Source organism: Rhizobium quercicola (assembly GCF_021168455.1).
Classification (GTDB): domain Bacteria; phylum Pseudomonadota; class Alphaproteobacteria; order Rhizobiales; family Rhizobiaceae; genus Ferranicluibacter; species Ferranicluibacter quercicola.
This window is the reverse complement of the sequence record NZ_JAJOZR010000001.1, coordinates 306,486-325,287: the sequence shown is the minus strand read 5'-3', so window position 1 is coordinate 325,287 and position 18,802 is coordinate 306,486. Positions and strand designations below refer to the sequence as shown.

The window sequence follows — 18,802 nt, the reverse complement described above, 5'->3', positions numbered from 1 at the left end:
CTCCTATGCGCTGACGGTGAAGGTGACGGTCTGGGCGGCGAACAGGCCGCACTCCGCCGAGAGCGTGATGGTGCCTGCGGTGTCGCCCGCCTCCAGCCAGAAGCCGGTTACGCCGCCCTTGAAGCTCTGCAGCAACGGGCCGATGATGCGGCCGGGTCCCGCCACGGTAAAGCGGATCGGCTCCTCGAAGAAGGGCAGGATGTTGCCGCCCTGATCGAGCACGCGGACGATGACGCGAACGGCGTCCTTCTCGCCGGCCCGCAACTGCGTGTCATCCGGCGCGATCTGCAGCGTCGTCGGCAGCGGATCAGCCGGCAGCACCACGGTCTTGACCGCCTTGCCGCCGACATAGCCGGTGATCACGCCGTCGCGCCAGATCCGGCCCCAGGTGCCGAATTCGGACGGCGTGACATTGCGCATGTCGAGAACGACGGGCGGATGGGCGAGATGGGGATAGGTTTCCCGGTCCGGCTCGACGCGCTTGGGTTCAAAATCGCCGAACTTGATCTCCAGATAGTCGCAGTTCGTCAGGATGATCAGCGGCAGAACGCCGCCGATATTGCGTTCGCCGCGCGCCCAGTAGGTCACGGGCTGCAGCACGACGCCGCCTTCCGGCTCGCCCTGCGATGCGTAGGCATAGGCCGCGAGCTTCGGTTCGCGGAACGTATCGAGCACACCGTGATAGCAGACGCGGTCGCCCGAACCGAAATCCTTGTGGGTGTTGTAGTCGAACATGCACCAGCCGGTAGAACCGGAGATGTCGTCGCGGCCGGCGACCGCGTCGAGGATCAGCAGGTGACGCGTCACGTGCTCGGCCTGCCGCTGCTCCTGGTCGAAGCGCTTGGTCGGGTACATATGGCCGTTATATTCGGTGATCATATAGGGGATCGGCCGGGTGATGCCCGTCGTCTCGATCCGGTCGCGCAACACCACGCGGCCGCGATTGTTGCCCGGCATCTCCTCCTGGCCGAGGATGAAGTCGTTCATGGTGTAGACGTCTTCCAGCAGCTCGGAATTGGTGATGAACCGCACGCCGCCGGTCTGGCGCGTCGTGTCGAGTTCGCGCGCCAGACGGTTCGTCTCGGCGTAGAAATCGTGGTCGTCCTGGCTCTCGTTGATGCGCACGCCCCAGATGATGATGGACGGGTGGTTCCAGTCCCGCTCGATCATGCGACGCACGTTCTCGATCGATTCCGCCTTCCAGGTCTCGCCGCCGATATGCTGCCAGCCCGGAATTTCCTCGAACACGAGAAGGCCGATATTGTCGCAGCGCTCGATGAAGCTTTTCGCCTGCGGATAATGCGAGGTGCGCACGATGTTGCAGCGCAGGTCGAATTTCAGGATATCCGCATCCTTCTCCTGCGCGCGCCGGCCCATGGCATAGCCGGAATAGGGCCAGGCCTGATGCCGGTTGAGCCCGCGCAGCTTGAGCGGCTTGCCGTTCAGCAGGAAGCCGTCCGGCGTGAAGGCGGCCGTGCGGAAGCCGAACCGGCTCGACAGGGCATCAGTGCCGGATGCGGTCTCGAGCGTCGCCGTCAGCGTGTAGAGCACGGGATTATCGATCTCCCAGAGGGCGAGACCCGTGAGGCCGTCGATGAAGAGCATCGTGCTGTCGCTCGCGACGTCCGCCCTGCCCTTGCCGACCACGGTGCCCGCCTTGTCGGCGATCGAAATGTGAATCGTGCCTGCCGTCGGCAGGTTCTGCGGGTTGGCGAGATCGACGCGCACCGACACCTTGCTGGCCGACAGCGCCTCGGGCGTTTCGATCTTCATGTTGCGGATCGAGACCGGACTTGCGACCTTCAGCCAGACATCGCGATAGATGCCGGCATAGCAGAGATAATCGATCATGCCGCCGAAGGGCGGGATCTCGGGGTTCTCGGACCCGTCGATCTTGACGGTGACGATATTGTCGCCCGGCCTCAGTCCGGCGGTCAGCCGCGCTTCGAAGGGCGTGTATCCGTCGCGGTGGAAGGCGATTTTCTCGCCGTTCAGATAGACCTCGCTGTCGGCCATGGCGCCGTCGAAAACGAGCGAGACCTCGCGACCCTCGAAGCCGGCCTCCCAGGTGATGACCTTCTGGTAGGTGAAAGCCTTCTGATAGCTGGTTTCGTCGAAATAATTATAGGGCAGCTCCACGGCGGTGTGCGGCAGGCGCACGGTTTCCCCGCTCAGCGGCTCGCCGGCCTTGGTCGCGTCGAAGCCTTCGCTGAAGGTCCAGTTGCCGTTGAAGCTTTCATATTGACGCATTGTCGACATCCTATTTCACAGAACCGAGCATGCCGGCCACGAACTGGCGCTGCATGACGAAGAAGACGAGAAGGGTTGGGAGCGTGGCGAGGATCGTGCCGATCATGACCACGCCGAAATCGGGGTAGTAGGCCGAGGCCAGCGACGAGACGACGAGGGTGATCGTCTTGGTGTCGTTCGACTGGAGAACGATCAGCGGCCAGAGATAGTTGTTCCAGTTCATCATGAAGACGATGACGAAGGCCGCGGCGTAGGTGGAGCGCATCACGGGAACGTAGATGTAGAGGAAGATCTGCCACTCCTTCAGCCCGTCCACCTTGGCGGCATCCCGAAGTTCGGTCGGAAAGGCCTTCGTCGCCTGTCGGAAGTAGAAGATGATGAAGGCGGAAGCGATCGTCGGCAGCAGGATGGCGATGTGCGTGTTGATCAGCCCCGCCTTGCCCATCATCATGAACAGCGGGATCATAAGCGCCGCGAACGGCACCATCAGCGTCAGCAGAACCAGCGAATAGATGCGGTCGCGCATCTTCGAGCGGAACATCTCGAAGCCGTAGCCGGCAAGCGAGGATACGGCGATGGTCAGCAGCGTGGCGAGGATCGCCACCTTGGCCGAATTCCAGAACACCAAGGGGACATCGACCTGCGCGAAGAAGTTCGCGACATTGGTGGAGAAGGCGCTGCCGAAGGTCGCCTTGCCCTTGATGATGTCGATCGACGTATTGGTCGAGGAGATCATCATCCAGATGAAGGGAAAGACCGAAACGAAGGCGGCGACCGACAGGGCGACGTAGGTCGCGGCGCGCGGCAGGAGACGGCCTGCCCGGGAGGCCGGAACGGTCTGGTTGGCGGAGACGGCGGTCATGAACGCTCCCGTGCGGCGTAGAATTGCAGGAAGGACAGCACCGCCACCATGACGACGATCACGTAGGAAATCGTGGCCGCATAGCCGAAGCTCGGCATGTAGCGGAAGGTGAGATTGTAGATGTAGAGCGACAGCGTGATCGTCGCATCCGCCGGCCCGCCCTTGCCTTCCGTGAGGTTGTAGACCTCGTCGAACAGCTGGATCGTGCCGATGGTGGAGATGATGGTGGTGAACAGGATCACCGGCTTCAGCATGGGAATGGTGAGGTGAACGAAGCGCGCCCAGGCGGGCACACCGTCGATGCGGGCGGCCTCGTAGATCGAGCGGTCGATGTTCTGCAGGGCAGCGAGGTAGAAGATCATGTTATAGCCGGTCCACCGCCAGGTGATGGCGAGGATGACGAGGACTTTGGCCCAGAAGGGCTCGGTCAGCCAGCCGATCGGCGATCCGATGATGCCGACCGCCAGCAGCACCTGATTGATGATGCCGTCGATCGAGAACATGCTCTTGAAGAGGATCGAGTAGGCGACCAGCGAGGCGACGCAGGGCAGGAAGATGGCGGTGCGGAAGACGCCGGCGAACTTGAGCCGGTCCGTGTTGAGCAGCGAGGCGAGCATCAGCGCCAGCACGATCATGATCGGCACCTGCACCACGAAGAAGATCGTCGTGTTGGTCAGCGCCTTCAGAAACACTGGATCTCCGCTCAGCCGCGTGATGTTTCCGAAGCCCGCGAACTTCATCATCATGCCCCTGCCGGAGAAGAAGGAGAGGTAGAGCGAACGGAAGATCGGATAGATGAGAAACAGGCCGATCAGGCCGATGGCGGGCGCGATGAACAGCCAACCGTTGACGTCGTAATAGCGCTTGAGCCCGCGCGTTCGCGCGCCACCTGTTTTCGCGTGAGCCATGGTTTCGACCGGGACCTGTTGCATGGAAAGTGCGCTCGAGCACCAGACCCAGGGGGCCGGGGCGAGAAGCGGGTGCCGCGCCGGGAGGGAGGCGCGACACCGCTGCGCGGTCGGGAGGAACCGCTTACTGGATCTGGCCTTCGGCCTGCGACTGGATTTCCTTCAGCACCGTGGCAATGTCGGCGCCTTGGGCGAGCGACGGCAGATGCGCCGTCACGGCGGTATCGACCTCGTTGGTGAAGACGCCGTAATTGACCGGCGGCACCTTGGAAAGCCAGTCCGAGAAGTTCTGCCACACCTTCTCGCCGCCGAAGAACGGATCGGCCAGCATATAGGCATCGCCCGTGCGGGCCGCCATCAAGGAGCCCACGGCGCCGCGCGTCGTCAGGATGTCCTGATAGAACGAGACATCCTTGGCATAGACCTCATTCAGGAAGTCGATGGCTTCCTTCTTCTCGGGCGAACTTTCGACCACGTACCAGCTGGAGCCGCCAAGGTTGGAGGCATGTGTCGCGCCCTCGATGCCGAGGCTCGGCAGCGGCGCGACGCCCCATTTGCCGGACTGATCGGCCTGCGCTTTCACCGTTCCGGTGATCCAGACGCCGGTGGTCACCGTCGCGACATCGCCGGAGGTAAAGGTGCCGACCCAGTCCGTCCAGCCGGCGGCCGGCTTGTGAATGTTGGCTTTGAGGATCTTCTGCTGCGTCTCCAGCGCCGCCTTCAGCGCCGTGTTGTTCTCGATGCTGAGATTGCCTTCGGCATCGAAGTACCACTGCCCGGCCGACTGCATGAGGATGCGGGTGAAGCCGGCATCGGTGATGTCGAGACCGAGCATCTTCTTGCCGGTCTTTTCCTCGACCACCTTGCCGATCTCGATGAAGCGATCCCAGGTGATATCCTGCATGTCGGCTGGCTTGAAGCCGGCCTGCTCCAGGTAGTCCTTGCGGTAGTAGAGGCCCGTCACGCCGCTGTCGAACGGCATGCCGTAGACCTGATCGTCCACCGTCATCAGCTTGACCTTGTACGGCGCAAAGCCCGCGTAATCAACCGTATCGGACATCGGCGCGAAGGCACCGGGGAAGGACTGCAGGTATTTCTGCGCACCGTAGTCCTCGATGAGGACGATATCGGGAAGCGCATCCGTCGTGCCGGAGGTCAGGGCCGTCTGCAGCTTCTGCTCGACGTCGGCCTTGGCGAAGTCAACGATGTTGAACGTCGTTTCCGGGTGCTTGGCGGTATAGCGCGCACCGGCTTCCTTCATGATCGCGACGTTGAAATTGGGGTCCCAGCACCAGACGGTGATCTCGCCGGCAAAGGCCGCGGTGGTGGCGAAGACGCTCGTGCCCGCCAGAGCGATGGCCGCGAAGGTCTTGGAAATACGCTGAAAATGCATGGTCTTCCTCCCTGAAGTCCCGATAATGAGACAGCTCCACCTGTCTTGGGAGAGAGTATTTCCTAAACTTTGCCGGAGGGCAACAGAAATTTAGTAAATATTTATCGCGCTGCGAAAACGTCGTGCTGCACCTGCGATCTCGCGCTGTCGGGATTGCGGCAGCTGCCGCGCCAGATCGTCTCGGTGGGGATCGTCACCATCTTGGCATAGCTCCGACCGCCCAGCCGCTCGAGCAGCAGGTTCACCGCCGTCTCGCCGATGTGCTCCCCGTGGATCTTCACGGTCGAGAGCGGCGGCGTCAGGAACTGCGCCACGGGGATATCGTTGAACGAGACGAGCGCCACGTCGTCGGGAATGGACAGGCCCGCCTCCCGCGCGGCGCGATAGGTGCCGATCGCCATATTGTCGTTCGCGGTCAGGATGATATCCGGCAGCGGACGCCGCGACAGAAGCTGACGGGCAAGCTCGTAGCCGGTTTCAAGCCGGAGGTTCTGCCCGGAATCGCAGCTTTCGCCAAGCACCAGCAGATCCGCGTCGAAGGTGCCGCGCGCCGTCTGCCAGTCGATATAGGCCTTGCAGCGCCGCTCGCCAAAGCGTTGGGTTTCCCCATTCAGATGCTCGTAGCTGCCGATGAAGGCGATCCGGTCGTAATCGAGATCCTGTAGCGTATCCAATACCTTGTGCGTCGCCGCGACGAGATCGCTGTGAACGCAGTCGAACCGATCGGACGACGGCACGAAATCGGCGAAGACGATGTGGCGACAATGTTCGTCGAGCCAGGCGATCTCGTTGTCGGAATGCTTGCCGATGACGATGACACCGGCCACCTCCGCCAGAAGCGCAGCGTCGGGCAGGGTGTCGGAGTGGAACACCTTGACGATATCGGTGCGCAACTCGCGACACCGGTTCTCGATGCCGAGACGAACGCCGACGTAATACGGGTCGGCCACCTCGTCGGACGGCTCCAGAAAATGGACGATGGCGAGCCTCTGAAGGAGGCTCGGCCCGGCGCCACTGTGATGACCGGCTCCGTTCTGCGAGGCCTCCTGCTGCAAGGCTTCGCTCTGGCGGGCGCGGTTGCGGGGCGTGGCATAGTTCAGCGCTTCCGCCGTCTCGATGATCGCCTGCCGCTTGGCCGCGGAAATTGAGAGAGCGGGATCGTAGTTGAGGACGCGGGAAACCGTCGCGGACGATACGCCGACAGCTTTCGCGATTTCCTTGATGGTGACCATGTTATGCTGAAGCTCGATGCGGAACGCCGGTGACGGGACGGCGCAATTTGCCTCATTGCCGACCGGCTGTCAGTAAATATTTACCTGTTTAGAGGTCAGAATCGGAGATTTTTACCCGGATGCCGCTTCGCCCGGTCATTCCGTCGCGACGTCTGCGCATCGCACTGCTCTACGCGATGGCGACGATCTCCAGTTCCTGACCGTTGACGCTGACGACATCGCCAACGCTCTTGCCGATCAGAACGGCCGCAACCGGCGAGACATGCGAGATCGTCCCGGCCTTTGGGTCCGCCTCGTCCTCGCCGACGATCCGGTAGGTCTGAACCCGGCCGTCATCGCGGGAAAACGTCACGGTGCTGCCGAAGGCGACGGCTGCAGCGGATGCCGGCTCAGGCATGACCTGCGCGGAGCGGAGACGGGCCTGGAGATAGCGCAGGTCCCGCAGCGGTGTGGCCGCCTGCCGGCGCTTCTCGTTGACGTCTTCGATCAGGTTCGCCGCGGCATAGGCGGTTCGGGCCAGCTCCAGCTGCGCCTCCAGCGCCGCGAAACCCTCATGCGTCACGAGGTTCGGATGCTCCGAGATCGGACGGTCCGGAACGAGCGTTTCCGATGCCGTCTCGAAGCTTTCTTCCTTGGTAAAGGCGACACTCATTCCGAACCTCCCTGAACCGCGCCGCCATCAGGCGACGGCGGCGACGCCTGCCTGCTCGGCCAAGGCTTCGGCAACGGCGATCTGCGCCAGGGCAAGAGCCGCCTCGCGCGTCCGGGCGGCCGCGATGAAGCGGCCCTTGTGGCAGAAGCTCGCGCCCGCCACGCCGCTTGCGGCTTCGAGGTCGGCATTCGTCAGCCCGGCCCAGGCGGCCGGCAGATCGGCACGAAGCTCGAACCCCTCGTCCGCGCGGCGAATGCCCGTGACGCACCAGTCCTTGTCGCGCGGATGCACGACGAAGAGCAGCTGATCGGCCCCGGCCTTGACCACCGCCGACCGGAAGGGCATGCCGAGCGGAAGCTCCAGAATATGCCCCTGCCCTGCGGCCTCGATCGCGCTCATGACCAGAGCCTCTGCCCGAAGCTTGGCCGCCGCCTTGCCGACGGCCGCCTCCATGAAGCTGCGCGCGATGGCGAGCGCGGCATGAAAGCTCCGGGTTTCCGCGTCCGGGTCGGCCTCGTCGAAGACCGGCTTCAGCGTTTCGAGCAGGGCCGGAAGCGTCAGTCCGGCGAGAAGGCCTGCCGTCGAAGGGCTGAGGGCGCCGTTGTCGACCAGATCGACCGGCAGGACGAAGCTGCCGTCGAAGGCGGCGTGGATCGCCGCCACATGCGCCTCGGGAACACCGAACGCATGGAGATAGGCCTGCCCGAAATGGCGCCAGACCAGACCGAAGGAGCTGTAGGGCTGGCCATCGTCGCGAACCGGTGCGCCGCGCTGGTGGTGGTCGAATATTCGTGTTTCCGCGTCATAAGCGCCGCCGACATCGTAGACGATCCGGTCCGCGCCGGCGGTGATCCACTCCGGCGCCCGGCTGCGAACGATCTTCGCCTCCGGGTAAAGCCGGGTCAGGATGACACTCGACAGAAGCTCGTCGGCATGGAAGCCACCGGAATGGGTGACGAGATAGGTAGGGGTCATGCCGGATGCCTTGTTCTGTCAGGAGGGTCGCGCCTGCGCGTGTCCATCAGATAGCCGCTCGCCCCCCTAATCTCAACCCGTTTAACGGCGTCGCCCTCAGGCCGCCGCTTTGTCACCGGACGTCGCCGCGGACGTGTCGGTGACCTTCGGCTTGCCATAGAGGCCGAGATTGGCGTCTCCCCACAGCTTCAGCGCCAGCAGCACCGGCTCCATCGACCGGCCGAGCGGCGACAGGCTGTACTCCACCTTCGGCGGAACCTGTGCGTAGACCTTGCGCGCGATCAGGCCGTCCTCCTCCATCTCGCGCAGCTGGTTGGTCAACATGCGCTGCGTCACGTTGGGGATGGTCTTGCGAATCTCGTTGAACCGTCGCGTGCCCGACAGGAGGTGAAACAGAATGACGGATTTCCACTTGCCGTCGATCAGCCCGATCGCCGCTTCGACGGAGCAACCCGGGCTGCAATCGAACCGGGAATGCCGGATCTTCGCCATGACGGTATCCTTTTCGACACTATGTACGCTCTTTGTGCGTATTCCATTTCGTCAAGCGTATGCGCATATCCAGAGAGAAGCAACCGGACAGGCCGGTGGCAAGGACACGAGGACCCCGATCATGAAAGCAGTTGCCTATACCGAAGCCGGCACCATCGAGCGCGACGACGCGCTCATCGACATCGATATTCCCAAGCCGACGCCGGGGCCCCGCGATCTTCTGGTTGCCGTGGATGCGATCTCCGTGAACCCGGTGGATACCAAGATCCGGAAAAACGTGGCTCCGGACGCAGGCGCGCAGAAAGTGCTCGGCTGGGATGCCGTCGGTCGGGTCGTGGAGGTCGGCAGCGCTGTCACGGCGTTCGCGCCCGGCGACGTGGTCTACTATGCCGGCTCGCTGCTGCGCCCAGGTGCAAACAGCGAATTCCATCTGGTCGATGAGCGGCTCGTGGCCAGCAAGCCGTCGTCGCTGTCGAATGCCGAAGCGGCCGCTCTGCCGCTGACGGCCATCACGGCGTGGGAGATGCTGTTCGACCGTCTCGACGTGCGCAAACCGGTTGCGGGCGCGGCAAACGCCATTCTCATCATCGGCGGCGCCGGCGGCGTCGGATCGATCACCATACAGCTCGCCCGCGCCCTCACGGACCTGACCGTCATCGCGACGGCGTCCCGCCCGGAGACGCGGGATTGGGTCGGCGAACTCGGCGCGCATCACGTCATCGATCACAGCAAGCCGCTCGCAGACCAGATCGCGGCCCTCGGCATCGGCGCCCCGGCCTTCGTGTTTTCCACCACGGAAACACACCGACACCTCGCCGAGATTGCCAGCCTCATCGCCCCCCAAGGCCGCTTCGGCCTGATCGACGATCCCCAAACCCTCGACGTCACCGGCTTCAAGCGCAAGGCCGTGTCCATCCACTGGGAGCTGATGTTCACCCGCTCGATCTTCGAGACGCCCGACATGGACGAGCAGGGCAAGCTTCTGGCCGAGGTCGCCGCCCTAATCGACGCCGGCAGGATCCGCACGACCGTGACGAACGTGCTGCGACCGATCGATGCGAAGAACCTGAAACAGGCGCATGCGCTCATCGAAAGCGGCAGGGCGCGCGGCAAGATCGTGCTCGAAGGTTTCTGATCCCAAGCCCCTGCCGGCCAGCCGCAGGGGCTCGTCACACATCCCGCTTGACAATCGGTCGCGTGCTCGTATTTTCATCATGCAACACGATTAAGCATTCCTCGTCTTCACATGACCTTCTGTGGTCTCTGGGCAGTTTGGCCTCATGACGTCCCGTCTCACGACGGGAACTCCGTCATGGGGTTTTTGGTATGGGCAGATTCATGCGCGACGCGATCAAGATCGGCATTCTCTACTCCACCACCGGGCCATATGGGTCGATGGGGCGAGATGCCTGGGACGGCGCCGTCCTCGCGATCGAGGAGCTGCAGCACGCCTATGCGGGCCGTATCGAACCGGAGTTCATCGACCCGAATGCCAATATTCCGGACTATCTCGACGGCGCGCGCCGCCTGCTGCGCGATCGGGGATGCCGGCACATCGTCGGTACGATTACGTCGCTGGCGCGCAAGGAAGTGCTTCCGCTGGTCGAAAAGCACGACGGGCTCTTGTGGTACATGTGCCCCTACGAAGGCTTCGAGGCCAACGAGAACGTCGTCTATATCGGCGGCTGTCCCAACCAGCATCTCCTGCCGGTCTTCGATTACCTGCTGCCACGTTATGGCAACCGGCCCTATCTCGTCGGCGCGAACTATGTCTGGGGCTGGGAAATGAACCGGCTGGCACGCGAGCTGATCGGAGCCGCCGGCGGCGAGGTGCTTGGCGAGCGATATCTGCCGTTCGAGGAAACAGCGGTCGAGCGCATCGTCGCCGACATCGAGCAGCGGCGGCCGAGCTTCATTCTGAACAATCTGGTCGGCCCGTCGAGCTATGCCTTTCTGGCCGCGATCAAGGCGCTGGGTGCGCGCGATCCCGCCTTCAGGCCCGAAAACTGCCCGGTCGTCAGCTGCGATCTGACCGAATGCGAACTGTCCGATATCGGCACGGGGGTGGCGACGGGCCAGCTTTGTGCCGCTGCCTATTTCGACAGCCTCGGCACGGCCGAAAACCTCGACTTCAAGCAGCGAGTGGCGGCCCGCTTCGGCGCGAGCCGGCGAATTTCGAGCGTCTTCGCCTGTGCCTACACATCTTTGAAGCTCTGCGCGGACGCCATCATTGCCGCGGGCACCGACGAACCTCTCGCCGTCCGGCGGATCCTCTCGGCGGCGCCGGCGCGCACCGTCCTCGGCCCGATCCTGATCGACCCGGAGACCCATCACGCCGCCCTGCCATTCCATCTCGGACGCATCAACGACGACAACGGTTTCGAGATCCTGACGTCACAGGCTGCCATCGCCGCCGATCCCTACCTCGCCGGACGCCACCGACGCACGTCGCCGCAGCTGCGGGTCGTTTCATGAGGGAGACACCGAACTTCACAGGCTGGCAGGCCACGATCCTGCATCGCGAGGACTCCATGACGGATCGTCTGGTGCGCCAGCTCAGGCTGTTCGGCTGCCAGGTGACGCGCCAGTGGCACCCGCTTGCCGCGGATGCGCTGCCCGACATCATTCTGGTCGATGCCGATCAGGGCTGGGACGGGCTTCTGCCCTGGACCGGCGCGGTCGCGCCGCGCCCGCTGGTGGCCCTTCTCGGGTCGGAAGCACCGGGCCGTATCGCCTGGGCGATGCAGCAGGGCGCCGGTGCCATCATCGCAAAGCCGCTCTCCGTTTCGGCGGTCTACCCAGCGCTCGTCATGGCGCTCGCCATACACCGGGAGCGCAGTGCCGTCGCGGAGAAGATCGAGCATCTGGAGGAGCGCGTCCGCTTGCGACCGCTGGTGCACGCCGCGGTGCAGCAGATCATGGCGGCACGCAGAGTTGACGAGCACCATGCCTACACCACCCTGCGCAACTGCGCCATGAAACGGCGGATGCCCGTGGAGCAGATGGCAGCGTCCATCGTCGGCGGCGCCGAACCGATGCCGGAGGCCCTGTGATGCGTGTGCTGAAAACGATGATGCGCCAGCCCGCCGCCCTCTTCGGCCTCTTCATCGTCGTGCTCGTCATGGCTCTGGCCGTCGCCGCGCCGCTGATTGCGCCCTACAGCCCCGACGAACAGATGTTCGACGGCCTGACGCTCGAGGGCGCACCCATGCCGCCCGGCGGGCAATTCCTTCTGGGAACCGACACGCTCGGCCGCGACCTGTTTTCAAGACTTCTCTACGGTGCCCGGACGTCTCTGGTGATCGGCCTCGTCGCCAACGGCATCGCCGTTTCCATCGGCCTGCTGATCGGCATCCTCGCGGGCTATCTGCGCGGCATTTTCGGCAACATACTGATGCGTTTCACGGATTTGATGATGGCATTTCCGGCCCTTCTGCTTGCCATCGTCCTCGCAGCGCTTCTGCGGCCCAGTCTCTGGATCGTCGCGATGGTGATCGCTCTGGTCAATTGGGTCCAGGTGGCGCGGATCGTCTATACGGAAACGCGCGGCCTCGTGGAGCGCGATTTCATTCTGGCCGAGCGCTCGCTCGGGGCCGGGCATGTCCGCATCCTCTTTCACCACATCCTGCCGCATCTCACGCCCACGGCGATCGTCTGGGGCACGCTCGGCATCGCAACGACCGTGCTTCTGGAGGCAACGTTGTCGTTTCTCGGCATCGGCGTCCAGCCGCCTCAGCCCTCTTGGGGCAACATCATCTTCGAAAGCCAGAGCTACTTTCAGGCAGCGCCATGGCTGGTCTTCATCCCCGGCGCGATCATCCTTTTGACGGCCCTCTCCTTCAATCTTGTCGGCGACGCGCTCCGCGACATTCTCGATCCGACCCAGCGGGGGAGAGGCTGACATGATGATTCTGCTGGCCCGCCGCCTTGTCCAGACCGCCTTCATTCTGCTTGGCGTCGCCGCGATCACCTTTCTACTCCTCTATGCCCTGCCGGCCGATCCGGCCCGCATGATTGCCGGCCGCAGCGCGACGGCACAAACCGTCGCCAACATCCGTCACGAACTCGGGCTGGATCAGCCCCTGCCCGTCCAGTTCTGGACATATCTGCGCGGTATCGTGGAGGGAGATCTCGGCCGGTCCTACGCCCAGAAGACGGATGTCGGCACTCTCATTGCGGCACGGCTTCCGGCCACGCTGGTGCTCATGGCTGCCGGCATCTTCGTCGAGGTGCTGCTCGGCGTCTTCTTCGGGGCCTTCGCCGCGCTCCGCCGTGGCGGAACGGCAGACCGGATCGTCATGATGATGTCCTTCGTGGGGGTTTCCGCACCGCAATTCGTGGCGGCCCTGCTGCTGCTCTATGTCTTCGCCGTCACGCTCGGCTGGTTTCCGATGAGCGGATTCGGCACGTTCGCCCATGTCGTCCTGCCGGCCGCCACGCTCGGCATTCTCGGTGCCGGCTGGTATGCACGCATGGTCCGCTCCGCGATGATCGACGTGCTCAATCAGGACTATGTGCGCACCGCGCGGGCCAAGGGCCTGTCGTCCGCCCGCATCGTGCTGCGCCATGCGCTGCCCAACGCGCTTTTGCCCATCATCGCCATGATCGGCATCGATATCGGCCAGTTCATGGGCGGTGTCGTCGTCGTCGAGGCCGTCTACGGATGGCCGGGTATCGGCCAGCTCGCCTGGCAGGCCATCCAGCAGGTCGATATCCCCATCATCATGGGCGTGACGCTGGTCTCCGCGCTCGCCATCGTTCTCGGCAACCTCGTTGCCGACATCATCGCACCACTCGTCGATCCGCGCATCCGCGCGCGCTGATCCCGAACCGCAACGGCCACCAAAAAAGGGGAACTGACAATGTTCAAACGCTGGCTTCGAAACACGACGGTCGCGGCGGCACTTGCCATCGCACCGCTTCCCGCCTTCGCACAGGACGCACCCAAACAGGGCGGTGACATCGTCATCACCTACAAGGACGACATCGCGACGCTCGATCCCGCAATCGGCTACGACTGGGTCAACTGGTCGATGATCAAGAGCCTTTACTCCCGGCTGATGGACTACACGCCGGGCACGCCGGATCTCGTTCCGTCGCTGGCGGAAAGCTTCGACGTCGCCCCGGATGGTCTGACCTACACGTTCAAGCTTCGCAAAGGCGTCAAGTTCTCGAATGGCCGCACCGTCGTTGCTTCAGATGTCAAATACTCGATAGAGCGCGCCGTGAATCCGAAGACGCAGGGACCGGGCGCCGGCTTCTTCGGCGCGATCAAGGGCTTCGACGCGCTTTCGGGCGGCACGTCGCAAACCCTGGACGGCATCGAGGCTCCCGATGATTCAACCATCGTCTTCCACCTGTCGCGTCCCGATGCGACCTTCCTGCATGTCCTGGCCATCAATTTCGCATCGGTCGTTCCGAAGGAAGCCGTCGAGGCCGCAGGCGGCGACTTCGGCAAGAATCCGGTCGGCTCCGGCACCTTCGTCCTGAAAGAGTGGACCATCGGGCAGCGCCTCGTGTTCGCTCGCAATCCGGATTATTTCGTCGAGAACATGCCGCATGTCGACACGTTCACGGTCGAGGTCGGTCAGGAGCCGCTCGTCGCCCTCCTCCGACTGCAGAAGGGCGAGGTCGATATCGCCGGAGACGGAATTCCCCCGGCAAAGTTTCTCGAGATCAAGAATTCGCCGGACGGCGCGCAGATGATCGTCGACGGCGAACAGCTGCACACCGGCTACGTGACGCTCAACACCAAGGTGAAACCGTTCGACGACCTGAAGGTTCGCCAGGCCGTCAATATGGCGATCAACAAGGAACGCATCACCCGCATCCTCAACGGTCGCGCGACGGCCGCCAACCAGGTCTTGCCGCCACTGATGCCCGGTTACGACAAGGCCTATACCGGCTATGCCTACGACGTCGCGAAAGCGAAGGCGCTGCTGGCGGAAGCCGGGCTTGCCGACGGTTTCGAAACGATCCTCTACTCGACCAACACCGACCCGCAGCCGCGCATCGCCCAGGCCATCCAGCAGGATCTCGCCGCCATCGGCGTCAAGGCCGAGGTGCGCGCCCTGGCGCAGTCGAACGTCATCGCGGCCGGCGGCACGGAAGGCGAAGCGCCCATGATCTGGTCCGGCGGCATGGCCTGGATCGCCGACTTCCCGGATCCGTCCAACTTCTATGGCCCCATTCTCGGTTGCGCGGGCGCGGTACCCGGCGGATGGAACTGGTCGTGGTACTGCAACAAGGATCTGGATGCGCGGGCCGTCGCGGCCGATTCGATGTCCGATCCGGCCAAGGCAGCCGAGCGCACAGCCGCATGGGATAAGATCTTCGTCGATATCATGGCCGATGCACCCTGGATCCCGGTGACCAACGAACGCCGCGTCGTCGCCAAGTCGCCCCGCATGGGCGGCGAAGGCAATATCTACATCGATCCCACCCGCGTGATCAATTACGACGCCATCTTCGTGAAGGAGTAGGCCCTTCCGGGCGTCAGGCTCGCAGCCCGCCCTTCCCCTTCACCCTCTTCTTACGGGAGGAGGGTGAGGGCAACGTTTCCGTCAAAAGCCAATCCGGGAAAACACCATGTGCGTCGCCTGCACCTATACCATTCACCGTGCCCAGCACAATTTCGGCTGGAACAAGGACTTCGAGCCGGCTGTGGTCGCCAAGCCGGGCGAGACCATCCACTTCGAATGCCTGGATTCCTCCGGCGGCCAGCTCGGCGCGGGCTCGACGCTGGAGAGCCTGGCCGCGCTCGATTTCGGCAGGATCAATCCGGTCACGGGCCCTGTCTATGTCGAGGGCGCAGCCCCCGGCGACGCGCTGAAGGTCACCATTCGCCGCTTCATTCCTTCCGGCGTCGGCTGGACGGCGAATATTCCGGGCTTCGGGCTTCTCGCCGATCAGTTCAAGGACCCGGCCCTGCACGTCTGGACCTATGACGCCAACACCATGGCGCCGTCCCTCTTCGGACCCGGCGGCAGAGTGCCGCTGAAACCCTTCGCCGGCACCATCGGCCTTGCGCCGGCCGAGCCGGGCCTTCATTCCGTGGTGCCACCACGCCGCGTCGGCGGCAATCTCGACATTCGCGACCTGACCGCGGGCGTCACGCTCTATCTGCCGGTCGAAGTCGAAGGCGCGCTTTTCTCGATCGGCGATACGCACGCCGCCCAGGGGGATGGCGAAGTCTGCGGCACGGCCATCGAGAGCCAGATGAACGTCGAGGCGACCATCGAACTCGTCAAGGATGCCCGCCTCCAAAGCCCGCGCTTCACCACGACGGAGCCTGTAACCCGCCATCTCGACGGCATGGGGTACGAGGTGACAACCGGAATCGGTCCTGACCTGATGACGGGCGCGCGCGAAAGCGTGATGCGCATGATCGACCTTCTGGTCGCCGAACATGGCATGAACCCGGTCGATGCCTATATGCTCTGCTCGGTCTGCGGGGATCTCCGGATCAGCGAAATCGTGGACATGCCGAACTGGGTCGTGTCCTTCTACTTCCCAAGGATCGTGTTTTCGTGACGGTCTCTGCCTTGGTCACTCCGCCGGTCCTCACCGTCGACCGGCTATGCGTCGATGCGCGAACGCCGGAAGGTTTGCGGCGGGTGATCGACGACATCAGCTTTGCCCTGGCCGTCGGGGAAACGCTGTGCATCGCGGGCGAGAGCGGATCGGGCAAATCCGTGACATCGCTCGCGATCATGGGTCTTCTGCCAAAAGCCTCGCTGCAGATTGCCGGCGGCAGCATCGCGCTGCAGGGTCGGGAGCTCTCGCGCCTGTCCAACAGCGCCATGCGCAGCGTGCGTGGCGGCGATATCGCGATGGTGTTTCAGGAACCGATGACATCGCTGAACCCGGTCATGTCGATCGGTGCGCAACTGACCGAAGCGATCCGCGAACATCAGGGCTCCGAGGGAAAAAGCGCCGAAGCCGTCGCCTTGCGAATGCTCGACGCCGTCGAGATGACCGAACCCGCCAGGCGGCTCAAGCAGTTTCCCCACGAATTGTCCGGCGGCATGCGCCAGCGGGTGATGATCGCCATGGCGCTGTCATGCCGGCCGAAAGTGCTGATCGCCGACGAGCCGACGACGGCGCTCGATGTCACCGTGCAGGCTCAGATCCTCAAGCTGATCAACGGGTTGAAGCGCGAGTTCGGCGCCTCGATCATCCTGATCACGCATGACATGGGCGTCGTCGCCCAGATGGCCGACCGTGTCGTCATCATGCAATCCGGCCGGATCATCGAGCAGGGCGACATCGTGCCGCTTTTCAACGCGCCACGCGAGCGCTACACGCGCGAGCTTCTGGCAGCCGTGCCGCGGCTCGGCGCTCATGCCGGAACCGACGGCCCGCCGCGGGTCAGCCCGCAGACCGCAGAAAATCCCCCGTTCGATCCCCAGCCCATCCTGACCGTCCAGAAACTTTTAGTCACTTATGGCAGCAGATCAACGGGTTGGCCGTTCGGCACAACGCCGTCTCTGCCGGTCGTCAACGATGTGTCCTTCGAGATCCTTCCCGGCCAGACGCTCGGCCTTGTCGGCGAAAGCGGGTCCGGCAAGTCCACGACCGGCAAGGCCGTGCTCGGCCTCATTCCCTTCGACGGCAACGTGGTCATCGACGGCCGGAATATCGGCGGCCTGAGCCAGCGCCAGATGCGGCCGGTGCGACGCAGCGCGCAGATGATCTTTCAGGACCCCTATGCCTCGCTCGACCCGCGCATGGCCGTCGGGGCGGCCATTGCCGAACCCTTGATCATCCATGGCCTGGCCAACAAGGGCGAAAGGGAAGACCGGGTCGCGGAGCTGCTGCGTCGCGTCGGACTGCCGCCGGAGGCGGCCAGCCGCTATCCACACGAGTTCTCCGGCGGCCAGCGCCAGCGGATCTGCATCGCCCGCGCCTTGACCCTGGGTCCGAAACTGATCGTTGCGGATGAAAGCGTGGCAGCGCTCGATGTCTCCGTTCGCGGCCGCGTGCTCGATCTCATGCTGGAGCTGCAGGAAACGATGGGGCTCGCCTATCTCTTGATCTCGCACGACATGGCGGTGATCGAGCGAATGTCGCACAACGTCGCGGTCATGCGGTCCGGACGCATCGTCGAAATGGGCGCGCGCCGCGCCGTGTTCGAAGACCCACAGGATGCGTACACGCGGGCATTGATGAAAGCCGTTCCCGTTCCGGATCCGGAGCGCCGTCAAGCGTCCTGATGGAGCATGGAGCGGATGGCGAACATGCGTCTCGTCACGGAACGGCGGCCGCTGCCGGCCACCGTTCCGCTGGCGGTCACGTCACCGCCTTTGGCCGCGTCCTCGATGACCTTGGCAACGGCCTCGGCCTGCGAGATACGCCTTCAAGGTTTCGTTCGGGGTCAATGGTGCGTTGTTGCTCGCACGGAGGGATCGCCGCTCTACAGCAGCCATCCACCCGTCGTCTGGCCGTTCCGCACGCCGGGCGGCAACTTAGTGTCGGATCGTGAAATCGACGTCGACGCTGGCCTTGATGGCGTTCGAGTAGGGGCAGATGCCGTGGGTGACCTCGACCAGCGTCTGCGCGTCGGCATCGTCCAGTCCCGGCAGGTAGACATCGAGGGCTGCCGTGATCCCGAACCCGCCTTCCGACCGCGGTCCGATGCCGATGGTAGCTGCGACGGTCGAGCCGTCGGGAACCTTGGTCTTGAGCTGCGAGGCAGCGACGCGCATCGCACCGAGGAAGCAGGCGGAGTAGCCGAGCGCGAAGAGCTTTTCCGGGTTAGCGCCGTCACCGCCAGGGCCGCCGAGTTCCTTGGGAACAACGAGCTGCAGGTCGAGCGTGCCATCGGAAAGCGCGGTTTTGCCGTCACGGCCGCCGCCGGACGCCGTGGCGCTGGTCTTGTACTTTGCATCGACAGACATGGTCTTCTCCTCAGATAAAATTCGTTGGCTGGCAATTCGATTGCGCACACTCCATACAGCTGTCATCTTATGTATGTCAATTACCGTCAATTGATTTGTGCACAATTTACTTGATCGTCGGAGGATGGACGCTTGAGGC

General features: G+C 63.7%; 17 protein-coding genes. 8 read left to right on the top strand and 9 right to left on the bottom strand.

The window, feature by feature from the left end; all coding sequences use genetic code 11:
* Nucleotides 1-3 precede the first annotated feature (3 nt).
* The 8 genes from LRX75_RS01405 to LRX75_RS01370 form a co-directional block, all read right to left on the bottom strand.
* Nucleotides 4-2,250, bottom strand: coding sequence for a glycoside hydrolase family 2 protein (locus LRX75_RS01405; protein WP_231811419.1), 2,247 nt, complete (start codon nucleotides 2,248-2,250; stop codon nucleotides 4-6).
* Between the two features lie 10 nt (nucleotides 2,251-2,260).
* Nucleotides 2,261-3,112: a carbohydrate ABC transporter permease gene (locus LRX75_RS01400; protein WP_231811418.1), complete on the bottom strand. Its 852-nt coding sequence runs from the start codon at nucleotides 3,110-3,112 to the stop codon at nucleotides 2,261-2,263.
* Nucleotides 3,109-4,020: a carbohydrate ABC transporter permease gene (locus LRX75_RS01395; protein WP_231811417.1), complete on the bottom strand. Its 912-nt coding sequence runs from the start codon at nucleotides 4,018-4,020 to the stop codon at nucleotides 3,109-3,111. The genes LRX75_RS01400 and LRX75_RS01395 overlap by 4 nt, the downstream gene beginning before the upstream one ends.
* A 124-nt stretch (nucleotides 4,021-4,144) precedes the next feature.
* Nucleotides 4,145-5,413, bottom strand: coding sequence for an ABC transporter substrate-binding protein (locus tag LRX75_RS01390; RefSeq protein ID WP_231811416.1), 1,269 nt, complete (start codon nucleotides 5,411-5,413; stop codon nucleotides 4,145-4,147).
* A gap of 101 nt (nucleotides 5,414-5,514) precedes the next feature.
* Complete coding sequence (locus LRX75_RS01385) at nucleotides 5,515-6,645, bottom strand: LacI family DNA-binding transcriptional regulator (protein ID WP_231811415.1); 1,131 nt, start codon at nucleotides 6,643-6,645, stop codon at nucleotides 5,515-5,517.
* Nucleotides 6,646-6,814: 169 nt separating this feature from the next.
* Nucleotides 6,815-7,297, bottom strand: a complete 483-nt coding sequence (greA, locus tag LRX75_RS01380) for a transcription elongation factor GreA (RefSeq protein ID WP_231811414.1) — start codon at nucleotides 7,295-7,297, stop codon at nucleotides 6,815-6,817.
* A gap of 27 nt (nucleotides 7,298-7,324) precedes the next feature.
* Nucleotides 7,325-8,272 (bottom strand): MYG1 family protein, encoded by a 948-nt coding sequence (locus LRX75_RS01375; protein ID WP_231811413.1) that lies wholly within the window; start codon nucleotides 8,270-8,272, stop codon nucleotides 7,325-7,327.
* A 96-nt stretch (nucleotides 8,273-8,368) separates the two neighbouring features.
* Complete coding sequence (locus LRX75_RS01370) at nucleotides 8,369-8,764, bottom strand: winged helix-turn-helix transcriptional regulator (protein WP_231811412.1); 396 nt, start codon at nucleotides 8,762-8,764, stop codon at nucleotides 8,369-8,371.
* Nucleotides 8,765-8,885: 121 nt separating this feature from the next.
* On the opposite strand from LRX75_RS01370, the gene LRX75_RS01365 reads away from it, so the two are divergent.
* From LRX75_RS01365 to LRX75_RS01330, 8 genes are all read left to right on the top strand, one after another.
* Nucleotides 8,886-9,899, top strand: a complete 1,014-nt coding sequence (locus tag LRX75_RS01365; RefSeq protein WP_231811411.1) for a zinc-binding alcohol dehydrogenase family protein — start codon at nucleotides 8,886-8,888, stop codon at nucleotides 9,897-9,899.
* 203 nt (nucleotides 9,900-10,102) lie between these two features.
* Nucleotides 10,103-11,239: a transporter substrate-binding protein gene (locus tag LRX75_RS01360; RefSeq protein ID WP_231811410.1), complete on the top strand. Its 1,137-nt coding sequence runs from the start codon at nucleotides 10,103-10,105 to the stop codon at nucleotides 11,237-11,239.
* The gene (locus LRX75_RS01355; protein WP_231811409.1) at nucleotides 11,236-11,817 is read left to right on the top strand and encodes an ANTAR domain-containing response regulator; all 582 of its coding nucleotides are present in this window, start codon (nucleotides 11,236-11,238) and stop codon (nucleotides 11,815-11,817) included. Before LRX75_RS01360 ends, LRX75_RS01355 begins: the two co-directional genes overlap by 4 nt.
* On the top strand, nucleotides 11,817-12,665 hold the full coding sequence (locus LRX75_RS01350; protein WP_231811408.1) for an ABC transporter permease: 849 nt from the start codon (nucleotides 11,817-11,819) through the stop codon (nucleotides 12,663-12,665). Before LRX75_RS01355 ends, LRX75_RS01350 begins: the two co-directional genes overlap by 1 nt.
* A 1-nt stretch (nucleotide 12,666) precedes the next feature.
* Entirely contained in the window at nucleotides 12,667-13,587 is a 921-nt protein-coding gene (locus LRX75_RS01345; RefSeq protein ID WP_231811407.1) for an ABC transporter permease, read from the top strand.
* Nucleotides 13,588-13,626: 39 nt separating this feature from the next.
* Nucleotides 13,627-15,246 carry an ABC transporter substrate-binding protein gene (locus tag LRX75_RS01340; protein ID WP_231811406.1) on the top strand — a complete coding sequence of 540 codons (1,620 nt, stop codon included), beginning with the start codon at nucleotides 13,627-13,629 and terminating at the stop codon, nucleotides 15,244-15,246.
* A 106-nt stretch (nucleotides 15,247-15,352) separates the two neighbouring features.
* On the top strand, nucleotides 15,353-16,297 hold the full coding sequence (locus LRX75_RS01335; RefSeq protein ID WP_231811405.1) for an acetamidase/formamidase family protein: 945 nt from the start codon (nucleotides 15,353-15,355) through the stop codon (nucleotides 16,295-16,297).
* Entirely contained in the window at nucleotides 16,294-17,979 is a 1,686-nt protein-coding gene (locus LRX75_RS01330) for an ABC transporter ATP-binding protein (RefSeq protein WP_231811404.1), read from the top strand. Before LRX75_RS01335 ends, LRX75_RS01330 begins: the two co-directional genes overlap by 4 nt.
* Nucleotides 17,980-18,231: 252 nt before the next feature.
* Here the strand turns inward: LRX75_RS01330 and LRX75_RS01325 are convergent, their stop codons facing one another.
* Nucleotides 18,232-18,663: an organic hydroperoxide resistance protein gene (locus LRX75_RS01325; RefSeq protein WP_231811403.1), complete on the bottom strand. Its 432-nt coding sequence runs from the start codon at nucleotides 18,661-18,663 to the stop codon at nucleotides 18,232-18,234.
* Nucleotides 18,664-18,802: the final 139 nt, after the last annotated feature.